General features: G+C 67.7%; 23 protein-coding genes. 12 read left to right on the top strand and 11 right to left on the bottom strand.

What is annotated here, in order from left to right:
• Positions 1-2 precede the first annotated feature (2 nt).
• From ACOAMO_RS07485 to mtnN, 6 genes are all read left to right on the top strand, one after another.
• Complete coding sequence (locus tag ACOAMO_RS07485) at positions 3-1,232, top strand: glycoside hydrolase family 3 N-terminal domain-containing protein (protein WP_420174193.1); 1,230 nt, start codon at positions 3-5, stop codon at positions 1,230-1,232.
• 72 nt (positions 1,233-1,304) lie between these two features.
• Positions 1,305-1,865, top strand: coding sequence for an adenylate kinase (locus ACOAMO_RS07490; protein WP_420174194.1), 561 nt, complete (start codon positions 1,305-1,307; stop codon positions 1,863-1,865).
• Positions 1,866-1,965: 100 nt separating this feature from the next.
• Positions 1,966-4,896 (top strand): leucine--tRNA ligase, encoded by a 2,931-nt coding sequence (leuS, locus tag ACOAMO_RS07495; protein ID WP_420174195.1) that lies wholly within the window; start codon positions 1,966-1,968, stop codon positions 4,894-4,896.
• Positions 4,897-5,146: 250 nt separating this feature from the next.
• On the top strand, positions 5,147-6,055 hold the full coding sequence (locus ACOAMO_RS07500) for a type IV toxin-antitoxin system AbiEi family antitoxin domain-containing protein (RefSeq protein ID WP_420174196.1): 909 nt from the start codon (positions 5,147-5,149) through the stop codon (positions 6,053-6,055).
• A gap of 167 nt (positions 6,056-6,222) precedes the next feature.
• Positions 6,223-6,684, top strand: coding sequence for an S-ribosylhomocysteine lyase (locus ACOAMO_RS07505; RefSeq protein WP_420174197.1), 462 nt, complete (start codon positions 6,223-6,225; stop codon positions 6,682-6,684).
• On the top strand, positions 6,681-7,355 hold the full coding sequence (gene mtnN, locus ACOAMO_RS07510) for a 5'-methylthioadenosine/S-adenosylhomocysteine nucleosidase (protein WP_420174198.1): 675 nt from the start codon (positions 6,681-6,683) through the stop codon (positions 7,353-7,355). The genes ACOAMO_RS07505 and mtnN overlap by 4 nt, the downstream gene beginning before the upstream one ends.
• 27 nt (positions 7,356-7,382) lie before the next feature.
• Here the strand turns inward: mtnN and ACOAMO_RS07515 are convergent, their stop codons facing one another.
• The 8 genes from ACOAMO_RS07515 to mshD form a co-directional block, all read right to left on the bottom strand.
• Positions 7,383-8,258, bottom strand: a complete 876-nt coding sequence (locus ACOAMO_RS07515; RefSeq protein ID WP_420174199.1) for a sucrase ferredoxin — start codon at positions 8,256-8,258, stop codon at positions 7,383-7,385.
• Between the two features lie 94 nt (positions 8,259-8,352).
• On the bottom strand, positions 8,353-9,132 hold the full coding sequence (gene pstB, locus ACOAMO_RS07520) for a phosphate ABC transporter ATP-binding protein PstB (RefSeq protein ID WP_420174200.1): 780 nt from the start codon (positions 9,130-9,132) through the stop codon (positions 8,353-8,355).
• Positions 9,133-9,157: 25 nt separating this feature from the next.
• Positions 9,158-10,231: a phosphate ABC transporter permease PstA gene (gene pstA, locus ACOAMO_RS07525; protein WP_420174201.1), complete on the bottom strand. Its 1,074-nt coding sequence runs from the start codon at positions 10,229-10,231 to the stop codon at positions 9,158-9,160.
• Positions 10,231-11,211, bottom strand: coding sequence for a phosphate ABC transporter permease subunit PstC (pstC, locus tag ACOAMO_RS07530; protein ID WP_420174202.1), 981 nt, complete (start codon positions 11,209-11,211; stop codon positions 10,231-10,233). The genes pstA and pstC overlap by 1 nt, the downstream gene beginning before the upstream one ends.
• A 93-nt stretch (positions 11,212-11,304) precedes the next feature.
• Positions 11,305-12,378, bottom strand: a complete 1,074-nt coding sequence (gene pstS, locus ACOAMO_RS07535; protein ID WP_420176984.1) for a phosphate ABC transporter substrate-binding protein PstS — start codon at positions 12,376-12,378, stop codon at positions 11,305-11,307.
• Between the two features lie 185 nt (positions 12,379-12,563).
• Complete coding sequence (locus ACOAMO_RS07540; protein ID WP_420174203.1) at positions 12,564-13,445, bottom strand: NUDIX hydrolase; 882 nt, start codon at positions 13,443-13,445, stop codon at positions 12,564-12,566.
• A 55-nt stretch (positions 13,446-13,500) separates the two neighbouring features.
• On the bottom strand, positions 13,501-15,672 hold the full coding sequence (locus tag ACOAMO_RS07545; RefSeq protein WP_420174204.1) for an RNA degradosome polyphosphate kinase: 2,172 nt from the start codon (positions 15,670-15,672) through the stop codon (positions 13,501-13,503).
• Positions 15,620-16,510: a mycothiol synthase gene (gene mshD, locus ACOAMO_RS07550; RefSeq protein ID WP_420174205.1), complete on the bottom strand. Its 891-nt coding sequence runs from the start codon at positions 16,508-16,510 to the stop codon at positions 15,620-15,622. The genes ACOAMO_RS07545 and mshD overlap by 53 nt, the downstream gene beginning before the upstream one ends.
• A 111-nt stretch (positions 16,511-16,621) precedes the next feature.
• On the opposite strand from mshD, the gene ACOAMO_RS07555 reads away from it, so the two are divergent.
• Positions 16,622-17,242: a hypothetical protein gene (locus tag ACOAMO_RS07555; protein ID WP_420174206.1), complete on the top strand. Its 621-nt coding sequence runs from the start codon at positions 16,622-16,624 to the stop codon at positions 17,240-17,242.
• Positions 17,243-17,267: 25 nt separating this feature from the next.
• Here ACOAMO_RS07555 and ACOAMO_RS07560 read toward each other — a convergent pair whose 3' ends face one another.
• Positions 17,268-18,257, bottom strand: coding sequence for a hypothetical protein (locus ACOAMO_RS07560; RefSeq protein ID WP_420174207.1), 990 nt, complete (start codon positions 18,255-18,257; stop codon positions 17,268-17,270).
• Between the two features lie 100 nt (positions 18,258-18,357).
• Here ACOAMO_RS07560 and ACOAMO_RS07565 point away from each other — a divergent pair, with 100 nt between their 5' ends.
• The gene (locus ACOAMO_RS07565; protein ID WP_420174208.1) at positions 18,358-19,029 is read left to right on the top strand and encodes a winged helix-turn-helix transcriptional regulator; all 672 of its coding nucleotides are present in this window, start codon (positions 18,358-18,360) and stop codon (positions 19,027-19,029) included.
• Positions 19,030-19,074: 45 nt separating this feature from the next.
• On the opposite strand, the gene dtd is transcribed toward ACOAMO_RS07565, so the two are convergent.
• A complete protein-coding gene (gene dtd / locus ACOAMO_RS07570; RefSeq protein ID WP_420174209.1) occupies positions 19,075-19,530 on the bottom strand; it encodes a D-aminoacyl-tRNA deacylase in 456 nt (151 codons plus the stop codon).
• A gap of 84 nt (positions 19,531-19,614) precedes the next feature.
• On the opposite strand from dtd, the gene ACOAMO_RS07575 reads away from it, so the two are divergent.
• Genes ACOAMO_RS07575 through ACOAMO_RS07590 form a run of 4 tightly spaced genes read left to right on the top strand, consistent with a single transcriptional unit; the run spans position 19,615 to position 22,195 of the window.
• Complete coding sequence (locus tag ACOAMO_RS07575) at positions 19,615-19,743, top strand: hypothetical protein (protein WP_420174210.1); 129 nt, start codon at positions 19,615-19,617, stop codon at positions 19,741-19,743.
• On the top strand, positions 19,743-20,246 hold the full coding sequence (locus ACOAMO_RS07580; RefSeq protein WP_420174211.1) for an FABP family protein: 504 nt from the start codon (positions 19,743-19,745) through the stop codon (positions 20,244-20,246). The genes ACOAMO_RS07575 and ACOAMO_RS07580 overlap by 1 nt, the downstream gene beginning before the upstream one ends.
• Before the next feature lie 17 nt (positions 20,247-20,263).
• Positions 20,264-21,202 (top strand): YgfZ/GcvT domain-containing protein, encoded by a 939-nt coding sequence (locus tag ACOAMO_RS07585; protein WP_420174212.1) that lies wholly within the window; start codon positions 20,264-20,266, stop codon positions 21,200-21,202.
• 30 nt (positions 21,203-21,232) lie between these two features.
• Positions 21,233-22,195, top strand: a complete 963-nt coding sequence (locus tag ACOAMO_RS07590) for an asparaginase (protein ID WP_420174213.1) — start codon at positions 21,233-21,235, stop codon at positions 22,193-22,195.
• A 124-nt stretch (positions 22,196-22,319) separates the two neighbouring features.
• Here ACOAMO_RS07590 and ACOAMO_RS07595 read toward each other — a convergent pair whose 3' ends face one another.
• Entirely contained in the window at positions 22,320-23,546 is a 1,227-nt protein-coding gene (locus ACOAMO_RS07595) for a L,D-transpeptidase family protein (RefSeq protein ID WP_420174214.1), read from the bottom strand.
• Positions 23,547-23,622: the final 76 nt, after the last annotated feature.

Below are 23,622 nucleotides of genomic sequence, written 5' to 3' on the forward strand. Positions count from 1 at the left end.
CGATGGACGCACGCAAATTGGCAGTGACCGCCGTCGCGGGGCTCGGAGCGTTGTCTGCCTGCGCGGGGCAGGGGCCGACGGCCCAACCCTCCGCCTCGGAGGGTGCTGCGGGCTCCCAGCAACCCTCCACCCAAGCCAGTGGACAAGCCAGCGGAGCGGCCACCAGCGCCACCCCTGCGGCAACCCCCAGCCCGGGCACCAGCTGTCGCTCGGTTGCCGAGGGCATGGACGTGTCCGCCAAGGTGGGGCAGTTGTTCATGGTGGGCACCACCTCTGCCAACATCGACGACCTGGAGCCTTCACTGCTGAAGCACCAGGTGGGATCGGTGATCCTGCTGGGCAACACCGCACGACCACACGACCAGACGCGTCGCCTGACCCAGCAGATCCAGGAGTCGAGCCCGAGCCAGGTGCCCGTCCTGGTGGCCTCCGACCAGGAGGGTGGCCAGGTGCAGCGGTTGTTCGGCAGCGGCTTCGACACCATCCCCAGTGCCAAGAAGCAGTCGCAGATGGGGCCGGCCGAGCTCACCAAGGCCTGGGCCGGATGGGGCAAGCAGATGAAGTCGGCCGGTGTGGCCTACAACCTGGCTCCGGTGGCCGACGTCGTCACGCCGCAGATGGAGAGCAGGAATGCTGCCATCGGGCAGCTGGAGCGCAATCTGGGCAATGACAGCAAGACCGTGGCCATCAATGCCACCGCCGTCGTGAAGGGCCTCTCACAGGCCAAGGTGGGCTCCAGCCTGAAGCACTACCCGGGCCTGGGGACCGCCACGGTGAACACCGACTTCGGCGTCGCGAAGGACCCCACCACCACCCTGGACGACGCCGACTCCTTCCTGGAACCGATGGAGGCCGGCGCCACGTCGGTCATGATCAGTTCGACGATCTACGAGAAGATCGACCCGAAGAACCACGCCGTCTTCAGCAGCAAGGTGATCACCGAAGGGCTGCGCGAGAAACACGGGTGGGCCAAGGTGGTCATCAGTGATGACCTGGGTGCCGCGGCGGCGGTGAAGGACGTTCCCGCCAGTGAGCGTGGCGTGCGTTTCATCGAGGCCGGCGGTGACATCGTCATCGACGCCGACCCGGCCAGCCTGGACGACATGGTCGGCGGGGTCCTCGAGCGCGCCGAACAGGACCCGGCCTTTGCCGCCCAGCTGGACAACCACGTGACCCGGGTGCTGCAGATGAAGTCGGAGCTGGGCGAGTTCGACTGCATGCTCGAGAACTGATGCAGGATCGAGAACTGGTGCATGAGCAAGAACTGGGCGGCCCCGCCCCGGCCGGGAGAGTAGGCTCCCGACGTGCCTGTCGCCACCGTCGATGACCTCCGTCGCGCCCAGCGGGTGCTCTGTTACGGGGTCACCGGCAGTGGCAAGTCCACCGCTGCCCATCGGCTCGGAGCGCTGTTGGGCTTGCCGGTGCACCTGGTGGACGACGAGATCGGCTGGCTGCCGCACTGGCAACAACGTCCGGTGCCCGAGCAGCGGGAGCTGGCGGCCACGGTCGTGGCGCAGGAACGGTGGCTGCTTGATTCCGCCTACGGGCACTGGCGTGACCTGGTGTTGCCGCGCACCCAGGTGATCGTCGCCCTGGACTATCCCCGCTGGTTGACCCTGGCGCGACTGCTGCGTCGCACCGTCTGGCGGGTGGTGAGCCGGGAGCCGCAGTGCAATGGCAACGTGGAGACCTTGCGCCAGACACTGTCCAAGGACTCGATCATCGTGTGGCACTTCAGGAGTTTTGCCAACAAGCGTCGTCGGATGCGCGCCTACGAGGTGGCCGGTGACGGCCCCGCCGTGATCCGGCTGACGCACCCACGCCAGCTACGCCGACTGCTCGCCCAGCTCGCAGCGGAGGGCTGACGGAGCCGGGCTGCCGTGCGGACGGCATGCTGGCCCACCACCCGTCCTGGGATAACCTCGATGGGTACGTCGCGAGACGACTTCCGACGAGCTTGAGGACATGATGAACGAGCCGCTGCATCGCTACACCGCCGAACTGGCCGACCAGATTGAGTTGGCCTGGCAGGATCGCTGGGAGGCCGAAGGCACCTTCCACGCCCCCAACCCCGCTGGACCCTGGGGTGAGCCCGACAAGGTGGGTGGCCGCGAGAAGCTGCTGGTGCTCGACATGTTCCCCTACCCGTCGGGCTCGGGCCTGCACGTCGGTCACCCGCTGGGCTACATCGCCACCGACGTGTTCAGTCGCTTCAATCGGATGCTCGGCAAGAACGTGCTGCACGCCATGGGCTATGACGCCTTCGGCCTGCCCGCCGAGCAGTACGCCGTGCAGACGGGCACGCACCCGCGCACCACCACCGAGGCGAACATCGTCACCTACAAGCGCCAGCTGCGTCGTCTGGGCCTGGCCCACGACGACCGTCGCACCATCAAGACGATCGATCCCGGCTACTACAAGTGGACGCAGTGGATCTTTTCGCAGATCTTCAACGCCTGGTACGACACCGAGGCGGTGCGTGCCGATGGCGGGCTGGGCAAGGCGCGCCCGATCAGCGAGCTGGTCGACGAGCTGGCCAGCGGACAGCGTGCGCTGGAGGGTGACTTCGCCGGCAAGCAGTGGTCGGAGCTGGACGCCAAGCAGCAGGCCGACTACCTGGACGGTTTCCGGCTGGCCTACGCCGACGAGGCGCCGGTGAACTGGGCCCCCGGCCTGGGAACCGTGCTGGCCAATGAGGAGGTCACCAACGAGGGACGCTCCGAGCGCGGCAACTTCCCCGTCTTCAAGGCGAACCTGCGCCAGTGGAAGATGCGGATCACCGCCTACGCGGATCGGCTGGCCAGCGACCTGGACCGCGTCGAGTGGCCGGAGAACATCAAGGCCCTGCAGCGCAACTGGATCGGCAAGAGCCACGGCGCCCGGGTGCACTTTGCCGGGCCCCACGGTGAAGACCTGGAGGTCTTCACCACCCGTCCCGACACGCTCTTCGGCGCCACCTTCATGGTGCTGGCCCCGGAGCATCCCCTGGTCTCCTCCCTGGTGGGCGAAGGAGCCAGCTGGCCCGAGGGCACCCGCGAGGCCTGGACCGGCGGCGCCGCCAGCCCGAGGCAGGCGGTCGAGGACTACCAGCGGGAGGCCGGGCGCAAGTCCGACGTCGAACGCCAGATGGACGACAAGACCAAGACGGGCGTCTTCACCGGCGCCTGGGCCACCAACCCGGTCAACGGGACGCAGGTGCCCATCTTCATCGCCGACTACGTGCTGATGGGCTACGGCACCGGTGCGATCATGGCCGTGCCGAGCGGTGACCAGCGCGACTTCGAGTTCGCGCAGGCCTTCGACATCGACATCGTCGACGTGATCAGCCCGGTCGATGGTGACGGCAAGGCACAGGCCGGTTGGGAGGGGACCGTCGCCGCCGGCGAGGCCTTCACCGGTGAAGGTGTCATGGTCAACTCCGCTCGGGAGGGTCTGGACCTGAATGGCATGACCGTCACCGAGAGCAAGCAGGCGATGATCGCCTGGCTGGAGCAGCAGGGGGCGGGCACCGGGACGGTCAACTACCGCATGCGTGACTGGCTGTTCAGCCGCCAGCGCTACTGGGGCGAGCCCTTCCCGATCGTCTACGACGAGCAGGGCGTGGCCCACAGCCTGCCCGAGAGCATGCTTCCGCTGGAGCTGCCGGAGGTGGACGACTACTCGCCGCGCACCTTCGACCCCGACGACCGTGACTCGCGTCCCGAGGCGCCGCTGGCCCGCGCCACCGAGTGGGTCAACGTCACCCTCGATCTGGGCGACGGCCCGAAGCAGTACCGACGTGAGACCAACACCATGCCCAACTGGGCCGGTTCGTGCTGGTACTACCTGCGCTACCTGGACCCGGCCAATGACCAGGCCCTGGTGGATCCCGAGGTGGAGCAGTACTGGATGGGCAAGCAGGCCTCGCCCGTCGCCGGTGCCCCCGAGGGCACCCAGGATCCGGGTGGTGTCGACCTCTATGTCGGTGGCGCCGAGCACGCCGTGCTGCACCTGCTGTATGCCCGGTTCTGGCACAAGGTGCTCTTCGACCTGGGGCACGTGAGTTCCGAGGAACCCTTCCGCAAGTACTTCGCGCAAGGCATGATCCAGGGCTACGCCTACACTGACGAGCGCGGCCAGTACGTCCCCGCAGCGGATATCGAGGAACGCGGCGAGGGCAAGCAGGCGACCTACTGGTACCAGGGCAAGCAGGTCAACCGTGAGTACGGCAAGATCGGCAAGAGCCTGAAGAACACCGTCAGCCCAGATGAGATGTATGCCGCCTATGGCGCAGACACCTTCCGCGTCTACGAGATGAGCATGGGCCCGCTGGAGCTGGGACGCCCGTGGGACACCCGCGCGGTGGTCGGGTCGCAGCGCTTCCTGCAGCGACTGTGGCGCAACATCGTCGACGAGACAACCGGCGAGGTGGTCGTGGTGGACGGCGCGCCCGATGCCGAGACCGAGAAGGTCATGCACAAGACCATCGACGCGGTTCGCAAGGACTACGCCACCCTGGGCTTCAACACCGCCATCGCCCGGCTGATCGAGTTCAACAATGCGCTCACCAAGCTGGACTCGGTGCCGCGTGAGGCTGCCGAGGCGCTGGTGCTGATGGTCGCCCCCGTGGCGCCCCACATCGCCGAGGAGCTGTGGCAGCGGCTGGGCCACGACGGTTCGCTGGCCTTCGCCGACTTCCCGGTGGCCGATCCGGCCAAGGCGGCCGACGACGAGGTGACCTGTGTGCTGCAGATCAAGGGCAAGGTGCGCGCGACCCTGCAGGTCTCGGCAGGGATCACCGAGGAGGAGCTGAAGGCACTGGCCCTGGCCCACCCGAAGGCGGTGGCCGCCACCGAGAACGGGGTGCGCACCGTGATCGTCCGTGCCCCGAAGCTGGTCAACGTCGTCCCCGCCTGAGTCTGGGCCTCCCCGCTCGGGTTCCTGGCTCCCGCTCGGGTTCCTGGCTTCCGCTCGGGTTCCTGGCTTCCGCTCGGGTTTGGGGTTCCCGCGTGGGGTGCAACCCACGCGCCTCGCGGGAACCCACGCGCCTCGCGGGAACCCACGCGTCTGCGCCGCAGCCTTCACACGGGAGCCTGTGGACAACCCCACAGGGCCAGCCCACTGTGGACAGTGACGTTTTTCGGCGTCGGATGCTCATCACATAGGTATGGGAACTTTCACCAGAGCCGAGCTCGCCAGCCGCGGGCTCTCCGACACCGACATCCGACGACTGGTCCGCGAAGGGCGCTACATCAGGGTGCGACGAGGGGACTACCTCGACACCTCATCGGGGCTCGTGCCCCAGTTCGAGCCCCGGCACCGGCTGCTGGTCCGGGCCACCTGGCCCAGACTGCACTCGGGAGTGCTGAGCCACCATTCGGCGGCCGCCTTGCATGGTCTGCCGCTGCCCGGGCACGAGCTGGGCCGGGTTCACGTCACACGAGTTGGCAATTCCGGTTGGGTACGGCGTGACACGGTGCAGGTTCACCGGGCGCGGCTCGACGACGTGGAGGTCACCCGGGTGGAAGGACTGCCCGTCACGACGCTGGAGCGGACCGCGGCCGATCTGGCCAGGGTGCTGAGCCCGGATCGCGGACTTGCCGTCGTCGACGCGGCGCTGCGCCAAGGTGCCGATCCAGGGCTGATGGCCCAGATCGTCGAGAGCCAGGGGCGAATGCGGGGTGCGCCCAGAGCTCGGGCCGTCGTCGCGCTGGGGGATCCGCTGGCCGAGAGCCCGGGAGAGTCCCGCAGCCGGTGGTTCATGCACGAGTTCGACGCCCCGGCACCGGTGCTGCAGTTCTGGGTCGTCGACGGGAGCGGGCAGCGGCTCGGACGGGCTGACTTCGCATGGCCGGAGCTCGGCGTCCTCGGAGAGTTCGACGGGTGGGTGAAGTATGGCCGCCTGCTCAAGCCGGGGCAGGACCTCTCCGAAGTGCTCCGCGACGAGAGGCGCCGGGAGCAGGGAATGCGCAACCTGGGTTGGTGGGTGCATCGATGGACCGATCAGGATCTGAGGGTGCCGACGCGCTGGCACCAAGAACTCGTCGAGGCGCTGGGGTCGGGGCGCTCGCGATGAGTTCGCGTGGGTTCGTGCGCGCCGCGTGGGTTGCAACCCGAGCGACGTGCACGAACCCGAGCGACGCGCAGGAACCCGAGCGACGTGCAGGAACCCGAGCGACGCGCAGGAACCCGAGCGGAAAGGGCGTCGGCCGAGCCATACTCACCCGGGGTAGCCTTGGGGGCATGCCGAAGATGAATGTCGAGAGCTTCAACCTGGACCACACGCTGGTGGCCGCGCCCTACATCCGCCTGGCCGACCGCAAGGAGCTGCCCAAGGGCGACGTGTTGACCAAGTTCGATGTGCGTTTTTGCCAGCCGAACCAGGAGCACCTGGAGATGCCGGTGATCCATTCGCTGGAGCACACCATGGCCGAGAACTTCCGCAACCATGCCGATTTCATCGTCGACTTCTCCCCGATGGGTTGCCAGACCGGCTTCTACCTGATCACCTCGGGAGACCACGAGATCGCCGAGATCGAGGAACTGGTCGCGGCCACACTCGCCGACGTGCTGGAGGCCACCGAGGTGCCGGCCGCCAACGAGGTGCAGTGCGGGTGGGGTGCCAGCCACACGCTGGAGGGGGCCCAGCAGGCCGCCCGCGAGATGCTCGCCAAGCGTGATGAGTGGCACCAGGTGATGGCATGACCCAGGTTCTGCTGCTGGCCGCGATGGCCGAGGAGACCGCCCCGGTGCTGGCGGGCCGCGTGGCCGACGAGCTGGAGCCCGGCCGGGTCTGGACTGCCGAACAGGACGGCACCACCGTCACGCTGGTGACCTGCGGCATTGGCCTGGTCAACTCCGCCGCCGCCACCGCCGTGGCGATCGAGCGCTACCGCCCCGACGTGATCATCTCGCTCGGATCCGCCGGTGGCCTCGGCAAGGACGTTCGCGTGGGCGACATCATCGTGGGGCGCAGCTACCGCTATGCCGACGCCGATGCGACGGCCTTCGGCTACGAGTACGGGCAGATCCCGTCGATGCCGGCGAGCTACCCCGGCGACGAACGGCTGCTCTCCCTCGTCGAAGAGGACCACGTCGACGGGGCGGTGCACATCGGTGACATCGTCAGCGGCAATTCCTTCGTGGCCGGTGAACTGGCGCTGCAGTTGCGGGAGCGTTACCCCGAGGCGCTGGCGGCGGACATGGAGTCGACGGCAATCGCCCAGGTGGCCTGGGCCGCCAAGGTGCCCTTCGTCTGCGTGCGTTCCATCAGCGACCTGTGTACCCCGCAGGCAGGCAGCGATTTCAAGGGCAACATCGATGACGTGGCTGCCCGCTCGGCCGCGGCCGTGTGGCGCCTGGTCGGCAAGCTCTGAGCCGCGCCCGGCCCGTTCCCGAATTGTTCAGGCTTCGCTGACCTGCCACCAGCTGGCGGGCACCGCGGCCTTGCCGCAGCTTTCCGGGAGCTGCACCTGGGGTGAGGTCTGCTTGGACGCCGACAGGGCCCAGCTGCGGCCGTCCCGGTGCCGGGCATGGACCACGGCGTCGTCGGCGCGATAGGTCAGTGCGGCCGGGTCGGTCTCTGCGATCCGGTCACGCAGCCACGCGTCGACGCTGCGGATCGGCTGCGGCAGGTCGGTCCGTCCCCGGTCGTGCTTCGGCGGCAGTGGGAGCAGCTTCCCGTCCAGAGCTCGCACCGCCAGCTCCTCGTCGACGAAGGCGAGCATCTGGCGCGCCGGCAGCGACAGCGTCGTGGTGGCGAAGCGATGGCCGCCCAGATGGGTGGCCTCCCAGACCCTGCCCTGGAAGCGTTCGGCCAGGGCATGGGCCAGGGGCGCACCCTTGACGGCGCAGCAGCGGTCGCGACGGCCATTGGTGCACACCAACAGAGCCGGTTCACACGCCTCCAGTGGTGCCGGGGGAGTGGTGTGCTCGTGCAGGTCGCCCCAGGACGCCAGCAACCCGGGAAGCGCCTGGGGGTCGTCCAGCAGGGTGGTACCCAGCCACGGTGACGAGACTGGTCCGCCGCCCACGAGGATGCGGCGTTGCCCGGGCAGGTCAGGGTGCGAGAGGGGATCGCGGATCAGCAGCAGGCGACCACCGGCCTCGGCAATGGTGGTTTCCAGCTGCGCTCCCAGCTCTGGGCTGAGGCGTGACTGCGTGAAGGCCTTGGCACCCCAGGGGCCCGGCTGTTCCAGTGCCACCCAGAAGGTGGCGTCCGGAGCGGTCCCCAGCGCAGGGATGTCGGCCTGGTCCCATCCGTTGGAGCAGGTGATCATGCCTCCACCCTAGGCGCAGGCAGGAATCGGTTCAGGCAAAGCGCAACGCCCCGCCGCCCTGTGGGGCGACGAGGCGTTGGCGCGGGTGTCCGGATCAGCCGAAGCGACCGGTGATGTAGTCCTCGGTGGCCTTCTCGTCGGGGTTGGAGAAGATCTTGTCGGTGGGGCCCATCTCCACCAGGCGGCCGGGCTTGCCCTGTGCCTCCAGGTTGAAGAAGGCGGTCACGTCGGAGACACGGGCGGCCTGCTGCATGTTGTGGGTCACGATCACGATCGTGTACTCGTCCCGCAGCTCCTTGATCAAGTCCTCGATCGCCAGGGTGGAGATCGGGTCCAGGGCCGAGCAGGGCTCGTCCATCAGCAGCACGTCGGGACGCACGGCGGTGGCGCGGGCGATGCACAGGCGCTGCTGCTGGCCACCGGACAGGCCCGAGCCGGGACGGTCCAGACGGTCCTTGACCTCATTCCACAGGTTGGCGCCGCGCAGGGCGCGCTCCACCGTCTCGTCGGCCTCCGACTTGGAGATGCGGGCGTTGTTGAGGCGGATGCCGGCCAGCACGTTCTCGCGGATCGACATGGTGGGGAAGGGGTTGGGCTTCTGGAAGACCATGCCCACCTGACGGCGCACCCGCACCGGGTCGATGCGCTTGTCGTAGAGGTTGGTGCCGTCCAGCAGCACCTCACCCTCGACGTGGGCGCCGGGGATGACCTCGTGCATGCGGTTGAGGCAGCGCAGCACGGTGGACTTGCCGCAACCCGAGGAGCCGATGAAGGCGGTGACCGAGCGGGGCTCGATGGTCATGTTGACGTTCTGCACGGCATGGAACTTGCCGTAGTAGATGTTGAGATCCTTGGTTTCAATGCGCTTGGACATGAAGTGGCTTTCTTGTTGCGACGGGTCAGCGATTGCCCTTGGGGGCGAACTTCCAGGCGAGCAGGCGGCCAATGAGGTTCAGCACCATGACGATCGCCACCAGGGTGAGGGCGCCGGTCCAGGCGCGGGCGTAGAAGGGATCCTGCGGGATGCCCGGGGTCATGTACTGGTAGTACACGTAGACGGGCAGGGTGGTCATGGGGCCTTCCACCGGGTTGGTGTTGAGGCTGGCGGTGAGGCCGGCGGTCACCAGCAGCGGAGCGGTCTCACCAATGACGCGGGCCACGGCCAGGATGGCGCCGGTGATGATGCCGGCGATCGAGGTGGGCAGCACGATCTTGGTGATGGTCTTCCACTTGGGCACGCCCAGGGCGTAGGAGGACTCACGAAGGTCATTGGGCACCAGGCGAAGCATTTCCTCGGTGGAGCGCACCACGGTGGGGATCATCAGCACCGACAGCGCGATGGCACCGGCCAGACCCATCTTGGTGCCCGGGCCGACGATCAGCGCGACCAGGGCGTAGGCGAACAGGCCGGCGACGATCGAGGGGATGCCGGTCATCACGTCGACGAAGAAGGTGATGGAGCGGGCCAGTCGGCCGCGGTTGCCGTACTCCACCAGGAAGATGGCGGTGAACATGCCGATGGGAAGCGAGATCAGCGTGGCCAGCCCGGTCACGATCAGGGTGCCGTAGATGGCGTGCACGGCGCCGCCGCCCTCACCCACCACATTGCGCATGGAGTAGGTGAAGAACTGGGCGTCCAGTCGGGACAGGCCCTTGCCGATGGTGGAGATGATCAGGCTGACCAGCGGCGCCAGGGCCAACAGGAAGGCTCCGGTGACCAGGTGGAAGGCCGTGCGGTCGGTGGCACGACGATTGCCCTCGACGACCAGGGACACCACGTGCATGGCGATCAGGAAGATCAGACCACCCAGGATGATGGTGCCGGCCGGCCCCAGGCTGCCCAGGGCGGCCAGGATGCCGCCGGCGACGGCCAGCGAGACCAGCAGGACGCCCCAGGTGGTGAACCGGGGCAGCTGTCCTGCGGTCATGGTCTGGGCTGTGGCCTCTTCAGGCGTGACGGTTGCGGTGGACATCAGTTGGCTCCCGAGAACTCGGCGCGGCGGGCAATGATCCAGCGGGCGATCATGTTCACGATCAGGGTGATGATGAACAGGACCAGACCGGTGGCCACCAGCTGGTTGGTGCCCAGCCCATAGGCCTCCGGAAAGGCCAGGGCGATGTTGGATGCGATGGTGTTGGGGTTCTGCGGCGTGAGCAGCGCAAAGGAGATCACCGCAGCGGGCGACAGCACCATGGCGACGGCCATGGTCTCACCCAGCGCACGGCCCAGGCCGAGCATGCTGGCCGAGATGATGCCGGGCATGCCGAAGGGAAGCACGGCCTGACGGATCATCTCCCACTTGGTGGCACCCAGGGCCAGCGAGGCCTCCTCGTGCAGGCGTGGCGTCTGCAGGAAGACCTCACGGGTGAGGGCGGTGATGATGGGCAGGATCATCACGGCCAGCACGATCGAAGCGGTCAGGATGGTACGGCCGGTGCCGGAGACCGGGCTGGAGAACAGCGGGATGAAGCCGAGGTTCTCGTTCAGCCACAGGTAGAGCGGGTCGCGCACCTTGGGGGCAAGCACGTTGATACCCCACAGGCCGTAGACCACCGAGGGCACGGCGGCCAGCAGGTCGATGATGTAACCCAGGCTGGTGGCCAGGCGTCGGGGCGCGTAGTGCGAGATGAACAGGGCGATGCCGATCGCGACCGGGACGGCCATCAGCATGGCCAGGAAGGCCGACCAGACGGTACCGAAGGCGAAGGGGGCGACGTACTTCCAGAACTGGCCGTAGGGAAGGTCCTCGACCTTCGCGGTCAGTGCTGGGATCGACTGGACCACCAGGAAGGTCGCCACGGCGGCGAGGATCACGAGGATGAAGACACCGGAGCCCGTGGACAGGCCCTTGAAGACGGCCTCTCCGACGCGCTTGCGCGATGCAACGAGTTGGGACGTGGGGCGCTTGGGCTGGGATTCCTCCGTCACCGGCACCTCTGAAGAGTGGGACATGCTTGCTCCTGACCTACCTGGGTGGGTTCAAAGCCCGGGGCAGCACGCACCCCCGAGAGCATCTCGGGGGTGCGTGCCAACCAGCCGTGGGACTTACTTGACGGACTCGATGGACGCCTTCACCTTGTCCGACAGGGCGGCCGACAGCGGGGCGGAACCAGCGGTCTCCTGGGCCTTCTTCTGGCCCTCGTCCGACGCCATGTAGGTGGCGTAGCTCTTGACCAGCTCAGCGGTCTTGTCGTCCTTGTAGTCCTGGCAGACCATGACGTAGGCGACCAGCACGATCGGGTAGCCCTCGGCCTTGCGGTCCAGCTTCAGGGCCAGGTCGTGCTCGTGACGGCCCTCGACCTGCGGCGAGTTCTCGACGACCTTGGCAGCAGCATCGGCGGTGGGGCCGGAGTACTTGCCGCCCTCGCCGATCTCGGCCACCTTCAGCTCGCCCACCTGCGAGGCATCGGCGTAGCCGATGGTGTTGACGCCGTTCTGGACGGCAGCCACGACACCCGAGGTGCCCTTGGCGGCCTCGCCACCGGAGTAGGGCCACTCACCGTCGGCCTCCTTGTCCCAGACCTTGGGGGCAACCTTGTTCATGTAGTCGGTGAAGTTCTCGGTGGTGCCCGAGTCATCCGAGCGGTGCACGGCGGTGATGTTCGCGTTCGGCAGCTTGGCGTCGGGATTCAGCTTGGCGATCTTGGGATCGTTCCACTTCTTGATCTCGCCCTTGAAGATGCCAGCGGTGGTGGCGGCATCCAGCTGCAGCTTGTCGACACCCTTGACGTTGAACACCACGGCGATGGGCGAGATGTACAGCGGCAGGTCGTAGGCGATCGACTCGGGGGTGCACTTGCCGAACTTGCCGGCCTTGTTCTCCTCGTCCTTGAAGGCACGGTCGGAGCCGGCGAAGTCGGCGCCGCCGCCCATGAAGGCCTCGCGGCCAGCGCCGGAACCCTCGGGGGAGTAGTTGATGGTGACGCCGGTGTTCTTCTGCTGGAAGGCAGAGACCCAGTTCTCCTGCGCGACCTTCATCGAGGAGGCGCCGGTGCCCTGGAGGGTGCCTTCGAGCGAGGAGCTCGAGTCGCCGGAGCCCGAGTTGTTGCCCTCGTTGGCTGCGCAGCCGGTGAAGGCCAGCGCGAGGCTGACACCAATCGCTGCAAGCGGACGCATCATGTTCACGGGTTGGTCCCTTCGGGGATAAAGCGTGTGACTACGGGCCCCACGGCGGGTGTCCCGTTGGTGCCCTGCTGGGCACGCGTTTGTGACGCTAGACCCGGTACGTGTACGAGAAGGCCAACGAAGGTGAACTCAAGGTGAACGGCTGTGAGTTGTTGACGGCGGTCTCTCAGCTGGTTCCCTCAGGCGGAACACTTGTGGGTTTCGATGGCGACCGGTTCGCCCTCGTCGTCCAGGTGGATCACCAGCACCTCGGCCACCAGCATCGGCTTGTCCACCACACCCGCACCCTCCCGCATGTCGGGCAGCACCGGACGGTGTCCGCAGACCGCGACGACATTGCCTTCGGCGGCCGTGCGGCGGCGCATCGCCGTCATCAACTGCTGCACCTGGGGTCCGTTGCCCTCGGCCTCTTCCTCGCTGAGCAAGGCGATTCCCACCACCGGAAGGTCATTCTCCCGGGCGAAGGGGATCAGCGTCTGCATGCACCGGGTGGATGTGGAGGAGACCACCTCTCGTGTGCCGAAGGCGGCGAGCAGGGCACGGATGCGCAGGGCCTGGCGGCGCCCTCGGCCGGAGAGCGGGCGGCGTGCATCCGAGCCGGTCCAGTGCTTGCGCAACATGGCCTTGCCGTGGCGCACGATCAGCAGGGTGCCAGCCGAGGAGATGTCCAAGGCAGTCTTCAGGATCTCGGCCTCGTCGGCATAGCTCAACTTCTTCAGGGCCTTGTCGACCGGCATCCAGACGGCCTTCTCGACCTCCTTGTCCGGACGTCGGCGCCGTTCGTGCTCGACGATGCCCAGCCACCAGCTGACCTGCTTGCGCTGCTTGCCGACGGTGTAGCGGGTCTTGCCCAGGGGCATGCCCAGCCGGATCCGCACGCCGGTCTCCTCGTGGACCTCCCGCACGGCGGTCGCGGGCAGGTCCTCGTCGGTCTCGGGCTTGCCCTTGGGCAGCGACCAGTCCTTGTACTTCGATCTGCGCACCACCAACACTTCGCGTGCTTCATCGGTGCCCCGCAGGACCACCGCGCCGGCGGCGGTGATGCGGCCCTTGCTACCCATTGCCCACCTCGTGAATACCGTGACGACGACCAGGGACGGCTCGGACAGGGAGGAGTCAGCGACGCCGCTTGCTGGTCTCCTGGACCGCCAGCTCCTGCAGGTCCACCAGCGGCTCCCCGTCCTCCCCGGTGGTGCGAGGCGTCCACTGCTCGTCCACCAGGTGCCAACTGACGGTGCCGGGATCGAAGGCAATCTCGAACATTCGCTCGATCTCGCGGATGTGCCGCTGGTTGGTGATGCTGACCACCACCTCGACGCGTCGGTCGAGGTTGCGGTGCATCAGGTCTGCCGAGCCGATCCCCACCGACGGCTTGCCATTGTTGGCGAACCAGAAGATGCGGGAGTGTTCCAGGAAGCGCCCCAGGACCGAACGCACCCGGATGTTCTCGCTCAGGCCCTCGACGCCGGGCTTGATGGTGCAGATGCCGCGTACCCACAGGTCCACCGGTACCCCGGCCTGGCTGGCTCGGTAGAGGGCATCGGTGACCTTCTCGTCCACCAACGAGTTGACCTTGATCTTGATGGCGGCGGGCAGGCCCTGCTGCTTGTTGCTGATCTCGTTCTCGATGCGCTCCAACAGGCCCTTGCGGATGCTGTGGGGCGCCACCAGCAGGCGACGGTAGTTCGTCTCGTGGGTCATGCCCGAGAGGTGGTTGAACATGCGGGCCACGTCGTCGGTGATGATCGGGTTGGCCGTCAGCAGACCCATGTCCTCGTACATCCGCGCGGTCTTGGGGTTGTAGTTGCCGGTGCCGATGTGGGCGTAGCGGCGCAACCCGTCACCGTCGTCGCGCACCACCAGGCACAGCTTGCAGTGGGTCTTGAGGCCCACCATGCCGTAGACCACGTGGACGCCGTACTTCTCCAGCTTGCGCGCCCAGGCGATGTTGTTCTGCTCGTCGAACCGTGCCTTGATCTCCACCACGGCCAGCACCTGCTTGCCGGCCAGGGCAGCCTCGATCAGCGCGTCGACGATGGGGGAGTCGCCACTGGTGCGGTACAGGGTCTGCTTGATCGCCAGGACCTTGGGGTCGGCGGCGGCCTGCTCGATGAAACGCTGCACGCTGGTGGCGAAGGAGTCATAGGGGTGGTGCAGCAGCACCTCGCGCTTCTTCAGGGCGGCGAACATGTCGGCCGGCTTGGCGGTCTCCACCTCGGCCAGGTCGGGGTGGGTGATCGGCAGGAAGTTCTGGTACTTCAGGTCGTCACGATCGACGCTGGTCAGGCTGAACAGCCCAGTCAGGTCCAGCGGGGCCGGAAGCTTGAAGACCTCCTTCTCGCGCACGTCGAGTTCGCCGGTCAGCAGCTCGAGCATCGTGTCGTCGATGTCGTCCTGCACCTCCAGCCGCACCGGAGGACGCCCCACCTTGCGCCGCAGCAGTTCCTTCTCGAGGGCGAAGAGCAGGTTCTCCGCGTCGTCCTCCTCCACCTCGAGGTCTTCGTTGCGGGTGACGCGGAAGGTGGTGTGCTCGAGCACCTCCATGCCGCTGAACAGCTGGTCCAGGTGCCGACGGATGATCTCCTCCAACGGCAGGAAGCGCCCGTCGCCCAGCTCGATGAAGCGGCTGAGGATGGTGGGCACCTTCACCCGGGCAAACTGCTTGGTCCCGTTCATCGGGTTGCGCAGCAGCACCGCCAGGTTGATGGACAGGCCACTGATGTAGGGGAAGGGGTGGCTGGGGTCGACGGCCAGGGGAGTGAGCACCGGGAAGATGCGTTCGCTGAACAGCGTGCGCATCTGGTCCTTCTCCGCGGCGGTGAGCTCGTCCCAGCGCAGGATGACGATGCCTTCCTCGGCCAGCGCCGGGCGCACGTCCTCGGCGAAGACCCGGGCCTGCTCGGCCACCAGTTCCTGTGCCCGGGCCAGGATCGAGTCGTGCAGGTCTCGGGGCATCTGGCCGGTCACACTGCGCACCGCCACCCCGGCATCGATGCGTCGCTTGAGGCCGGCGACCCGCACCATGAAGAACTCGTCCAGGTTCGACGAGAAGATGGCCAGGAACTTGGCCCGTTCCAGCAGCGGGATGCGCTGGGAATCCTTGGCAAGGTCGAGCACCCGGTTGTTGAAGGCGAGCCAGCTCATCTCACGATCGGCGTAGCGATCCTCAGGCAGTTCGTCGGCGCTCGGGGCAGCCTGTGGTGCGGGGTCCTTCTCGGCGTTCAACGTGGTCTCCTCAGGAGGAATAGCTGGCGTCACGGTTGACGGTGACAAACCTAGCGGATTCATACATCCGCACGACCCTTTCGGAGCTGGCTTCCACATAGAGTCTCACCCGGCGCACGCCCTTGTTGGACAGGTGGCCCAGGCCCGCGTCCAGCAGCACTCGCCCGATGCCCCGACCTGCGGCGTGCGGAGCGACGCCGATCACGTAGACCTCGCCCATCAGCTCGTCGGGATTGTTCGGGTCACTGTGCTCGGTCTTGGTCCAGTGGAAGCCCAGGAAGCAACCGCTGTCGTCATCGATGGCCACCACGATCCCCTCGGGATCGAACCAGTCTTCGCCAGCCCGCATCCAGAAGTCGTCCAGGCTCATCTGGCCCTGCTCGGGATGGTCGGCGAAGGCTTCGGCGTTGACCTCCACCAGGGCCTGCGCATCGCTCTCGCGGAAGGGGCGCACCACGATTCCCTCGGGGGCCGGACGCCCCTCGGGCGGGTCCTGCGCCAGGTCGCGCTCCATGATGAGCAGTTCGCGCTGCAGGGTGACGCCCAGCCGCTCGGCCAGTGCACGCGCACCGGGCAGGTTGCCGAAGGCCCACCAGGTGGGATTCGGCTCGACGCTGCGCACCTGCTCGGCCAGCGCCGTGCCGATTCCCTGCCGACGCAGGGCGGGGTTGACCAGCAGCTGCACCGAGCCGGCCGACCGGTCGCACTGGGCGTAACCGACCACTTCGCCGTCGCGGTGGGCCAACCAGTGCACGGCGTGGCCACGCCCGTCGAGGGCGAACAGGGCCACTTCGTTCAACGGCGAGATGCCGTCGTGGCTGGCCACCTGCTCCACCAGCCGGTCAACGGAGGCCCGCTGGGCCGGGGTCAGGGCACCGGTGCGTTTGATGGGAGTGTTCACGCCCGTCACGCTACCCCTCCCGCGGGCGCAAGTCTCCCACCTGTCTTCCCAGCGGCGCGGAGGCGCGGTGTGCCCGCCCTTCTGTCAGGTGTGCAGGCTAGGCTTCCTGCCATGACAAGTCAGGACGCTTCCGTGGCCCCGGCCCAGCTCGGCATCCGCCAGCAGCCCGCCGTGGCGCGACGCACCGCGCGACTCCTGACACAGTTGCGTCTTGCCTGCGGAGTGGCCGTGGTCGGACTGGTCTGCAACATGATGGCCTCGCGCACCCTGCTGCGACTGGACGACACCTCGCGGCTGTGGCCCACGTTGGCAAACCTGGCCAGCGTGCTGGTCCTGCTGGTCTGTGCCGGGCAGCTGTACGTCTGGCGCCAGGCGCAGCTGGAGTGGACCGGGGTCAAGGACGTCTCCCTGATGCACCTCATCACCCCGTCGGCACTGGCCCGGTGGGTCGCTGGCGTCTGTGGCCTGATGGGGCCCTTCGCCGCGCTGCAGATGATCGAGCAGACCTCCTACCAGGAAGCAGCGCACTGGTGGGGGCTGGCCGGAGCCATGTGCACCATCCTGGCCACGGCCTTCGGAGGCATCCACCGCTTTGATCCAGCCGGGCCTCCCGGGGTGGTGCCGCAGCAACTGCACCGTGGCCGCCAGGTGGTCAGCGATGCCTCCTTGGCAGCGCAGGTGGATCCCGAGGAGGACACCCTCGTGTTGCGACGGCAGGCGCAACAGGACTGAGGGCCAGGGGCCGTCGAGCCGGGCCTCAACTCTTGCGGACCAGGAATTCCACCTCGGTGATGATCACCGCATTGCGGGTGATCTGGGTCTCGCCCGGCTGGGTGGAGCCGGTGATCTGCAGCTGCATGCCACCGTCTGCGCTCGTTTCGGGAATGCGGATCTCTTGCAGGGCGGGGTTCTGGTCGGCCAGCTGCTGGACGAAGTAGGCATTGTCGAGCGCAGGGAAGCTCCAGCTGACCTCGCTGACCCGTCGATACTGTGGGTAGAGCTCCAGGCCGTTGACCGCCTTGGTGTAGCCATTGGTCATGCGAACCCCCACCACCTTGGTCCCCTTGGGAAAGGTGAAGGCGAGCGTGTGGGTCAGTCCGGAACCGTCACAGCGCCAGCCCGTGCTGGGATCGCCGTCGAGCACCCGCACGGCATCGCTGGGCACCATCTCACCCCCGTATCCCGGCTGCGGCGGTGCCGTGCACGAGGCGATGACCCCGCGCGGCTTCACCACGCTGACCGCACCGCCCCACGGTTTGGCCGCCGGGGTCGTCGGGGACGGGCTCGCGGAGGGCTGCTCGGTGGGCTGTGGACGCGATCGGTACTGGTCCCACAGTTGGGAACCCACCGACCCGACGGCCAGCGCCACCACCGCGGTACCTGCCAGCAGGAGCACGGGGTAGTCGCGGTGGGGTTCCGGCTCGGGCTCGGGCTCTGGACCCTTCGGGGCGACGCCCACCGAGTGCGAGGGCGGCTCGTGGGCCTGCAGTGGAGTGATGGCCGGAGCCTGCCAATCGTCGGGGGCAGGCGTCTGGGGCTCCTGGGCGGCCCTTGTGCTCGACTCGTCCGGGGCGCTGCTGGGCTCTGGCGCGGGGGACTGGTTCGTCGAACGATTGGCCAGGTAGCCGGGCTTGAACTGGTCGGTGAACCGCTCCTCGGCCACGTCGGATCCGTGGTCAGGGCTCACCTCGTCAGCCGCGTCAGGCTTCGTTGGCCGGAACCATTCGTCCGGGAAGTCACCGCTCATGATGGCCCCATCCTAGTCATGCGACACGCAGACGACGGTGGTGCGAACATTGAGCCACAGGATCCAAGGGCCCCCGGGCCCGCCGAGAGAGGAGGTGGGGATGGCCCACATCGTTGTTGCCGGTGCCTCGAAACACGACGGGCTTCCCGCCGCCTTTACCCTGTTGGACCACACCGTCACAGAGGTGCCCGAAGGCCAATGGCAGGTGCCCGCCACGGCGGACGTGGTGCTGGTGGATGCCCGCACAGACCTGGCCGGCGCCCGCGAGACCTGCCAGCACCTGCAGGCCCATGACTGCCACCCGCCCGTGCTGCTGTTGGTGGATGCCCAGGCGCTGGGCATCATCGGTCAGGGCTGGGGGATCACCGACTTCGTCGTGGACACCGCCCTGCCGGGTGAGGTGGAGGCCAGGATCAGACTGCTGCAGCGCGAGGGCCCCGAGACCCACCTGGTGCGCTGTGGCCCGGTGACCATCGACGAGGATGCCTACACCGCGACGCTGGGCGACCAGCCCCTGGAGCTGACCTACACCGAGTTCGAACTGCTCAAGTACTTTGCGCTCAACCCGGGCCGGGTGCTCAGCCGCGACCATCTGCTCAGCGAGGTGTGGGGTTACGACTACTACGGCGGCACCCGCACCGTCGACGTCCACGTGCGTCGGCTGCGCGCCAAGCTGGGGCCCGAACACGACGGGCACATCAGCACGGTGCGCAATGTCGGCTACCGCTTCCTGGCCAACCGGCAGCCGCCGTCCCGGCCCGAGGCGCCGTGACCGCAGCCACCGGCCACCGGGAAGCCCCTGGCCCCGAGGCTCAGTTCAGGCTCCGGAGCGTGATGCGAACAGCTCGGCCGAGTCGAGCAGGATCGTCACCGGACCGTCATTGACCAGCGAGACCTTCATGTCTGCGCCGAAGACGCCGGTCTCCACGTGTGCGCCCAGGCCCCGCAGCGCCTCGACGAAGCGCTCCACCAGCGGTTCGCTGACCGGCCCGGGGGCCGCCGCGCTCCACGACGGACGCCGCCCCTTGCGCGCATTCGCGTAGAGGGTGAACTGGCTGACCACCAGCAGCGGCGCCGCCACGTCGCTGGCCGACTGCTCCTGGTCGAGGATCCGCAGGCCCCAGAGCTTCTCGGCCATCCGCTGCACCACCTCGGCGTCGTCGTCATGGGTGATCCCCACCAACAGCACCAGGCCCGGGCCGGGCAGGCTGCCCACCACCGCACCGTCGACGCTGACCGACCCCTCCAGGGCACGCTGCACCACAACTCGCATGGGGCCGAGGATAGCCAGCCACCGCGCACCGGCGTGCTCGCTCGCCGGGAAGAAAAGGGGCATCGCGCTGGTTACACTCGCGTGGTGGCCTTCATCAACATGATCATCCTGGTGGTCGCCTGCGCCCTGATCGGCGTGGCGGCCCTGGCAGTCCTGGCCACCCTGCTGCTGCCCGACGGATGGCGACCACGACGAGTGAAGCGAGACAGCTGATGGCCTTCCAGATCCCCGATGACCTCAACCCGGCCCTGTTCCCGCTGGCCTGGATGATCGGCCGTTGGCGCGGGAACGGCCACGGCACCTGGCCCGGCCACGGCGAGTTCGAGTACGGCGTGCAGATCGACTTCGAGACCAATGGCGGGCCATACCTGCACTACGTGTGCCAGACCTACAAGGTGGACGCCAAGGGCACCCCGGTTGAGCCCATCAGCATGGAGACCGGCTTCTGGCGGCCCAGTGAGGACAAGAAGCACCTCGAGGTGGTGCTGACCGCGCCCGAGGGCTGGAGCGAGGTGTGGACCGGTACCATCGACGGCGCCCGGATCGACCTGGTCACCGACGCCGTGATGCGCACCGAATCCGCCGAGGTGGAATACACCGGTGGTTCGCGCCTCTACGGCCAGGTGGAGGGAGACCTGCTGTGGACCTTCGACCGTGCCACCACCAACCACAAGCTGCAGCCCTACCTGTGGGCACGCATGCAGCGGGTGGCCTGAGCGGGGAGGAGAGCCAGATGGCTGAGGTTCTGGTGAGCGCAGGGCTCGACGAGGGACTCGTCTGGCACCACGGTGACCCGATGCGCGAGCAGCGCACCATGGAGGCCGGCGGCGGCAGTGTGCGGTTGTCCAATCGCCCAGTGCTCACGGTGAGCGGCCCGGAGCGGTTGAGCTGGCTGCACTCGTTGACCAGCCAACACCTCAGCGAGCTGGAACCCGGACAGGCCACCACGGCCCTGGTGCTCTCGCCCAACGGGCACGTGGAGCACGTACTGCACGGCGTCGACGACGGCGACACCTTCTGGGCCTGGACCGAACCGGGCCGCGGCGACGAACTGTTCGCCTGGCTGGAGCGCATGGTCTTCATGACCCGCGTCGAACTGGCTCAGCGGCTCGACGTGGAGTTGGTCTGGGTGGGGCGCAATGTGCCCCTCGTCGAGGGAGCCCACGTGAGCCGGCCCAGCGAGATCGCGGATGGACGCGAGGTCTTCGCGCCTCGGGGACTGCCCGTCGACGCCGAGCCGGTGGGCGTGTGGGCACATGAGGCGCTGCGCATCGCCGCCGGCGTCCCCCGCATCGGGGTGGACACCGACCACCGCACCATCCCCAATGAGCTCGGTCTGCTGGGAACCCACCTCGACAAGGGGTGTTACCGCGGTCAGGAGACCGTGGCCCGGGTGCACACACTGGGACGACCGCCGCGTCGCCTGGTGCAGCTGCACCTGGACGGTTCCATGGACGCACTGCCAGAGCCCGGCCAGGCCCTGGTGCACGGGGAACGCGAGGTGGGATTCGTCGGGAGCTCCCAGCGGCACCACGAGCTGGGGCCCATCGCCCTGGGGCTGGTCAAGCGGAATGTCCCCACCGATGCCGACCTGCGCATTGGTGAGATCAGCGCCGCTCAGGAGCCCCTGGTCGATCCCGAGGTGGGACTCCACGTTCGCCCCAAGCTCTGAGCAGAGCGGCTGCTGACTAGGATCGGCCGCGTGAACAAGCAGCCTTCTCCCGTCCTGGTCCAGGTCATCCGCGGCAACTTCCTGGAGTGCGTCCACCGTGGCCGCGTGGTGCTCACCGCCCCCGACGGCAGCGTCCAGTTCGCCCTGGGGGAGCCCGACGCACTGCTGTACCCGCGCTCTGCCAACAAGCCCATGCAGTTGCTGGGGATGCTGCGCAGCGGGCTCGACCTGACCGGGGAACTCGCTGCCCTGGCCGGCTCCTCGCACTCGGGCGAAGCCTTCCACCTGGACGGCGCGCGTCGGATCCTCGCCGAGGTGGGTTTGGACGAGGCCGACCTCGACTGCACGCCCGACCATCCGCTGGACGAGCAGGCCCGCGCGGAGTGGATCGTCGCCGGCCACGGCAAGGAGCCGGTGGCGATGAACTGTTCCGGCAAGCACGCGGCCATGCTGCGCACCTGCCTGCGCGCTGGCTGGCCCACCCGCGGCTATCTGTCGGCCGACCATCCACTGCAGCAGGCCATCGCCGACTGCGTGACGGAACTGGCCGGTGAGGCCTCGCACGTCAGCACCGATGGGTGCGGGGCACCGCTGTTCGCCATGCCCTTGCGCGGCCTGGCGCACGCCTTCGGGCAACTGGCCGGCGCCGACGAGGGAGAGTTCAAGACGGTGGCCGACGCCTACCGACAGCACCCCGAATGGGTCTCGGGCACGCGTCGTCAGGAGCTGACCCTGCACCGTGCCGTTCCGGGCCTGGTCTGCAAGGCCGGTGCCGAGGGTTGCCTTGCCATCGGCCTGGCCGACGGCCGCGGCATCGCCATCAAGAGTGACGACGGGAGTCCTCGAGGCCTGTACTCGGTGGCCCATGCGCTGCTCACCCGACTGGGGCTGGGCGGGCCGGACCTGGACGCGCTGGCCAGCGAGCCGGTGCTGGGCCACGGCAAGCCGGTGGGTGAGGTGCGGGTCACCCCGGGCCTGTTCGACCAGCTCTGAGCCACCTTCCTCCGAGCCACCCGCCTCCGGGACGGGCACATCCCAGCAGGCCACAGGCCAGACAGGCACACCCGAGACATGACAAGGGCCCCGCACCCGCGGGGCCCTTGCCGTCACGCACGGATCAGGCGGTGACGATCACCTTGTCACCGACGCGCACCTGGTTGAACAGCCACCTGGCATCCGACATGCTGCGCATGTTCACGCAGCCGTGGCTGCCGGCACCCGAGTAGCCGATGCGGGCGAATTCGGAGGAGTAGTGGATGGCCTGGCCGCCCGAGAAGAACATGCTGTAGGGCATGTTCACGTGGTACAGCGTCGAGTACCAATTGGTGTGCTTGCGGTAGACGCTGAACGATCCGGAACGGGTCTCCGCCCCACGACGCCCGGTGCGCACGTCATAGCGGGCCTGGATCTTGCCGTTGATCACCCAGTACATCTTGCGGTCGCCCTTGTCGATGCACACGGCACGCCCGGTCAGGCACCGGCTGTCCAGCCTGGTGGTCGGCTTGGGAGTGGTCTTGCGGTTGCGGTAGCGGGTGACGATGAGGTTGTGGGTGGTGGTGTTGACCACGCCGGTGGCGGGGAGTTTGTTGTTGGCCTGGAAGCGCTTGACTGCGGCTTCGGTGGCGGGGCCGAAGATGCCGATGATCTGGCTGCGGTCGAGGTAGCCGAGTCCGTTGAGGCGGCCTTGGATCTGCTGGACGGTCTGGTTGCGGTCGCCGCGCTTGGCGACCACGGTGTTCTTCACCGGTGCGGGCTTGGTCACCTTGCGGTTGCGGTAGCGGGTGGCGATGAGGTTGTGGGTGGTGGTGTTGACCACGCCGGTGGCGGGGAGTTTGTTGTTGGCCTGGAAGCGCTTGACTGCGGCTTCGGTGGCGGGGCCGAAGATGCCGATGATCTGGCTGCGGTCGAGGTAGCCGAGTCCGTTGAGGCGGCCTTGGATCTGCTGGACGGTCTGGTTGCGGTCGCCGCGCTTGGCGACCACGGTGTTCTTCACCGGTGCGGGCTTGGTCACCTTGCGGTTGCGGTAGCGGGTGGCGATGAGGTTGTGGGTGGTGGTGTTGACCACGCCGGTGGCGGGGAGTTTGTTGTTGGCCTGGAAGCGCTTGACTGCGGCTTCGGTGGCGGGGCCGAAGATGCCGATGATCTGGCTGCGGTCGAGGTAGCCGAGTCCGTTGAGGCGGCCTTGGATCTGCTGGACGGTCTGGTTGCGGTCATTGCGCTTGGCCACCACCTGGTCGGCAGCCGGCATCGGTGCCGCCTGTGACACAGAGGTGAATGACGGGCCGGCCACCAGACTTGCGGCAGCCGCCGCGACGACGAGTGTGCGCCTGAACTTGATGGTCATGGTTACTGCCCTCCGAGATGAGTTCCTACCCTCAATACGCACCCGAGGTCTTGCGGGTTGCAGCGGATCCATGAGA

The organism is Luteococcus struthionis, assembly GCF_048595755.1.
Classification (GTDB): Bacteria; Actinomycetota; Actinomycetes; order Propionibacteriales; family Propionibacteriaceae; genus Luteococcus.

Bases quoted from the DNA above. Each gene is read 5' to 3' on its own strand.
- ACOAMO_RS07485 (WP_420174193.1), top strand. From the start codon at position 3: ATGGACGCACGCAAATTGGCAGTGACCGCCGTCGCGGGGCTCGGAGCG.
- leuS (WP_420174195.1), top strand. From the start codon at position 1,966: ATGATGAACGAGCCGCTGCATCGCTACACCGCCGAACTGGCCGACCAG.
- ACOAMO_RS07500 (WP_420174196.1), top strand. From the start codon at position 5,147: ATGGGAACTTTCACCAGAGCCGAGCTCGCCAGCCGCGGGCTCTCCGAC.
- ACOAMO_RS07505 (WP_420174197.1), top strand. From the start codon at position 6,223: ATGCCGAAGATGAATGTCGAGAGCTTCAACCTGGACCACACGCTGGTG.
- mtnN (WP_420174198.1), top strand. From the start codon at position 6,681: ATGACCCAGGTTCTGCTGCTGGCCGCGATGGCCGAGGAGACCGCCCCG.
- ACOAMO_RS07515 (WP_420174199.1), bottom strand. From the start codon at position 8,258: ATGATCACCTGCTCCAACGGATGGGACCAGGCCGACATCCCTGCGCTG.
- pstB (WP_420174200.1), bottom strand. From the start codon at position 9,132: ATGTCCAAGCGCATTGAAACCAAGGATCTCAACATCTACTACGGCAAG.
- pstA (WP_420174201.1), bottom strand. From the start codon at position 10,231: ATGTCCACCGCAACCGTCACGCCTGAAGAGGCCACAGCCCAGACCATG.
- pstC (WP_420174202.1), bottom strand. From the start codon at position 11,211: ATGTCCCACTCTTCAGAGGTGCCGGTGACGGAGGAATCCCAGCCCAAG.
- pstS (WP_420176984.1), bottom strand. From the start codon at position 12,378: ATGATGCGTCCGCTTGCAGCGATTGGTGTCAGCCTCGCGCTGGCCTTC.
- ACOAMO_RS07540 (WP_420174203.1), bottom strand. From the start codon at position 13,445: ATGGGTAGCAAGGGCCGCATCACCGCCGCCGGCGCGGTGGTCCTGCGG.
- ACOAMO_RS07545 (WP_420174204.1), bottom strand. From the start codon at position 15,672: ATGAATCCGCTAGGTTTGTCACCGTCAACCGTGACGCCAGCTATTCCT.
- ACOAMO_RS07555 (WP_420174206.1), top strand. From the start codon at position 16,622: ATGACAAGTCAGGACGCTTCCGTGGCCCCGGCCCAGCTCGGCATCCGC.
- ACOAMO_RS07560 (WP_420174207.1), bottom strand. From the start codon at position 18,257: ATGAGCGGTGACTTCCCGGACGAATGGTTCCGGCCAACGAAGCCTGAC.
- ACOAMO_RS07565 (WP_420174208.1), top strand. From the start codon at position 18,358: ATGGCCCACATCGTTGTTGCCGGTGCCTCGAAACACGACGGGCTTCCC.
- dtd (WP_420174209.1), bottom strand. From the start codon at position 19,530: ATGCGAGTTGTGGTGCAGCGTGCCCTGGAGGGGTCGGTCAGCGTCGAC.
- ACOAMO_RS07580 (WP_420174211.1), top strand. From the start codon at position 19,743: ATGGCCTTCCAGATCCCCGATGACCTCAACCCGGCCCTGTTCCCGCTG.
- ACOAMO_RS07585 (WP_420174212.1), top strand. From the start codon at position 20,264: ATGGCTGAGGTTCTGGTGAGCGCAGGGCTCGACGAGGGACTCGTCTGG.
- ACOAMO_RS07595 (WP_420174214.1), bottom strand. From the start codon at position 23,546: ATGACCATCAAGTTCAGGCGCACACTCGTCGTCGCGGCGGCTGCCGCA.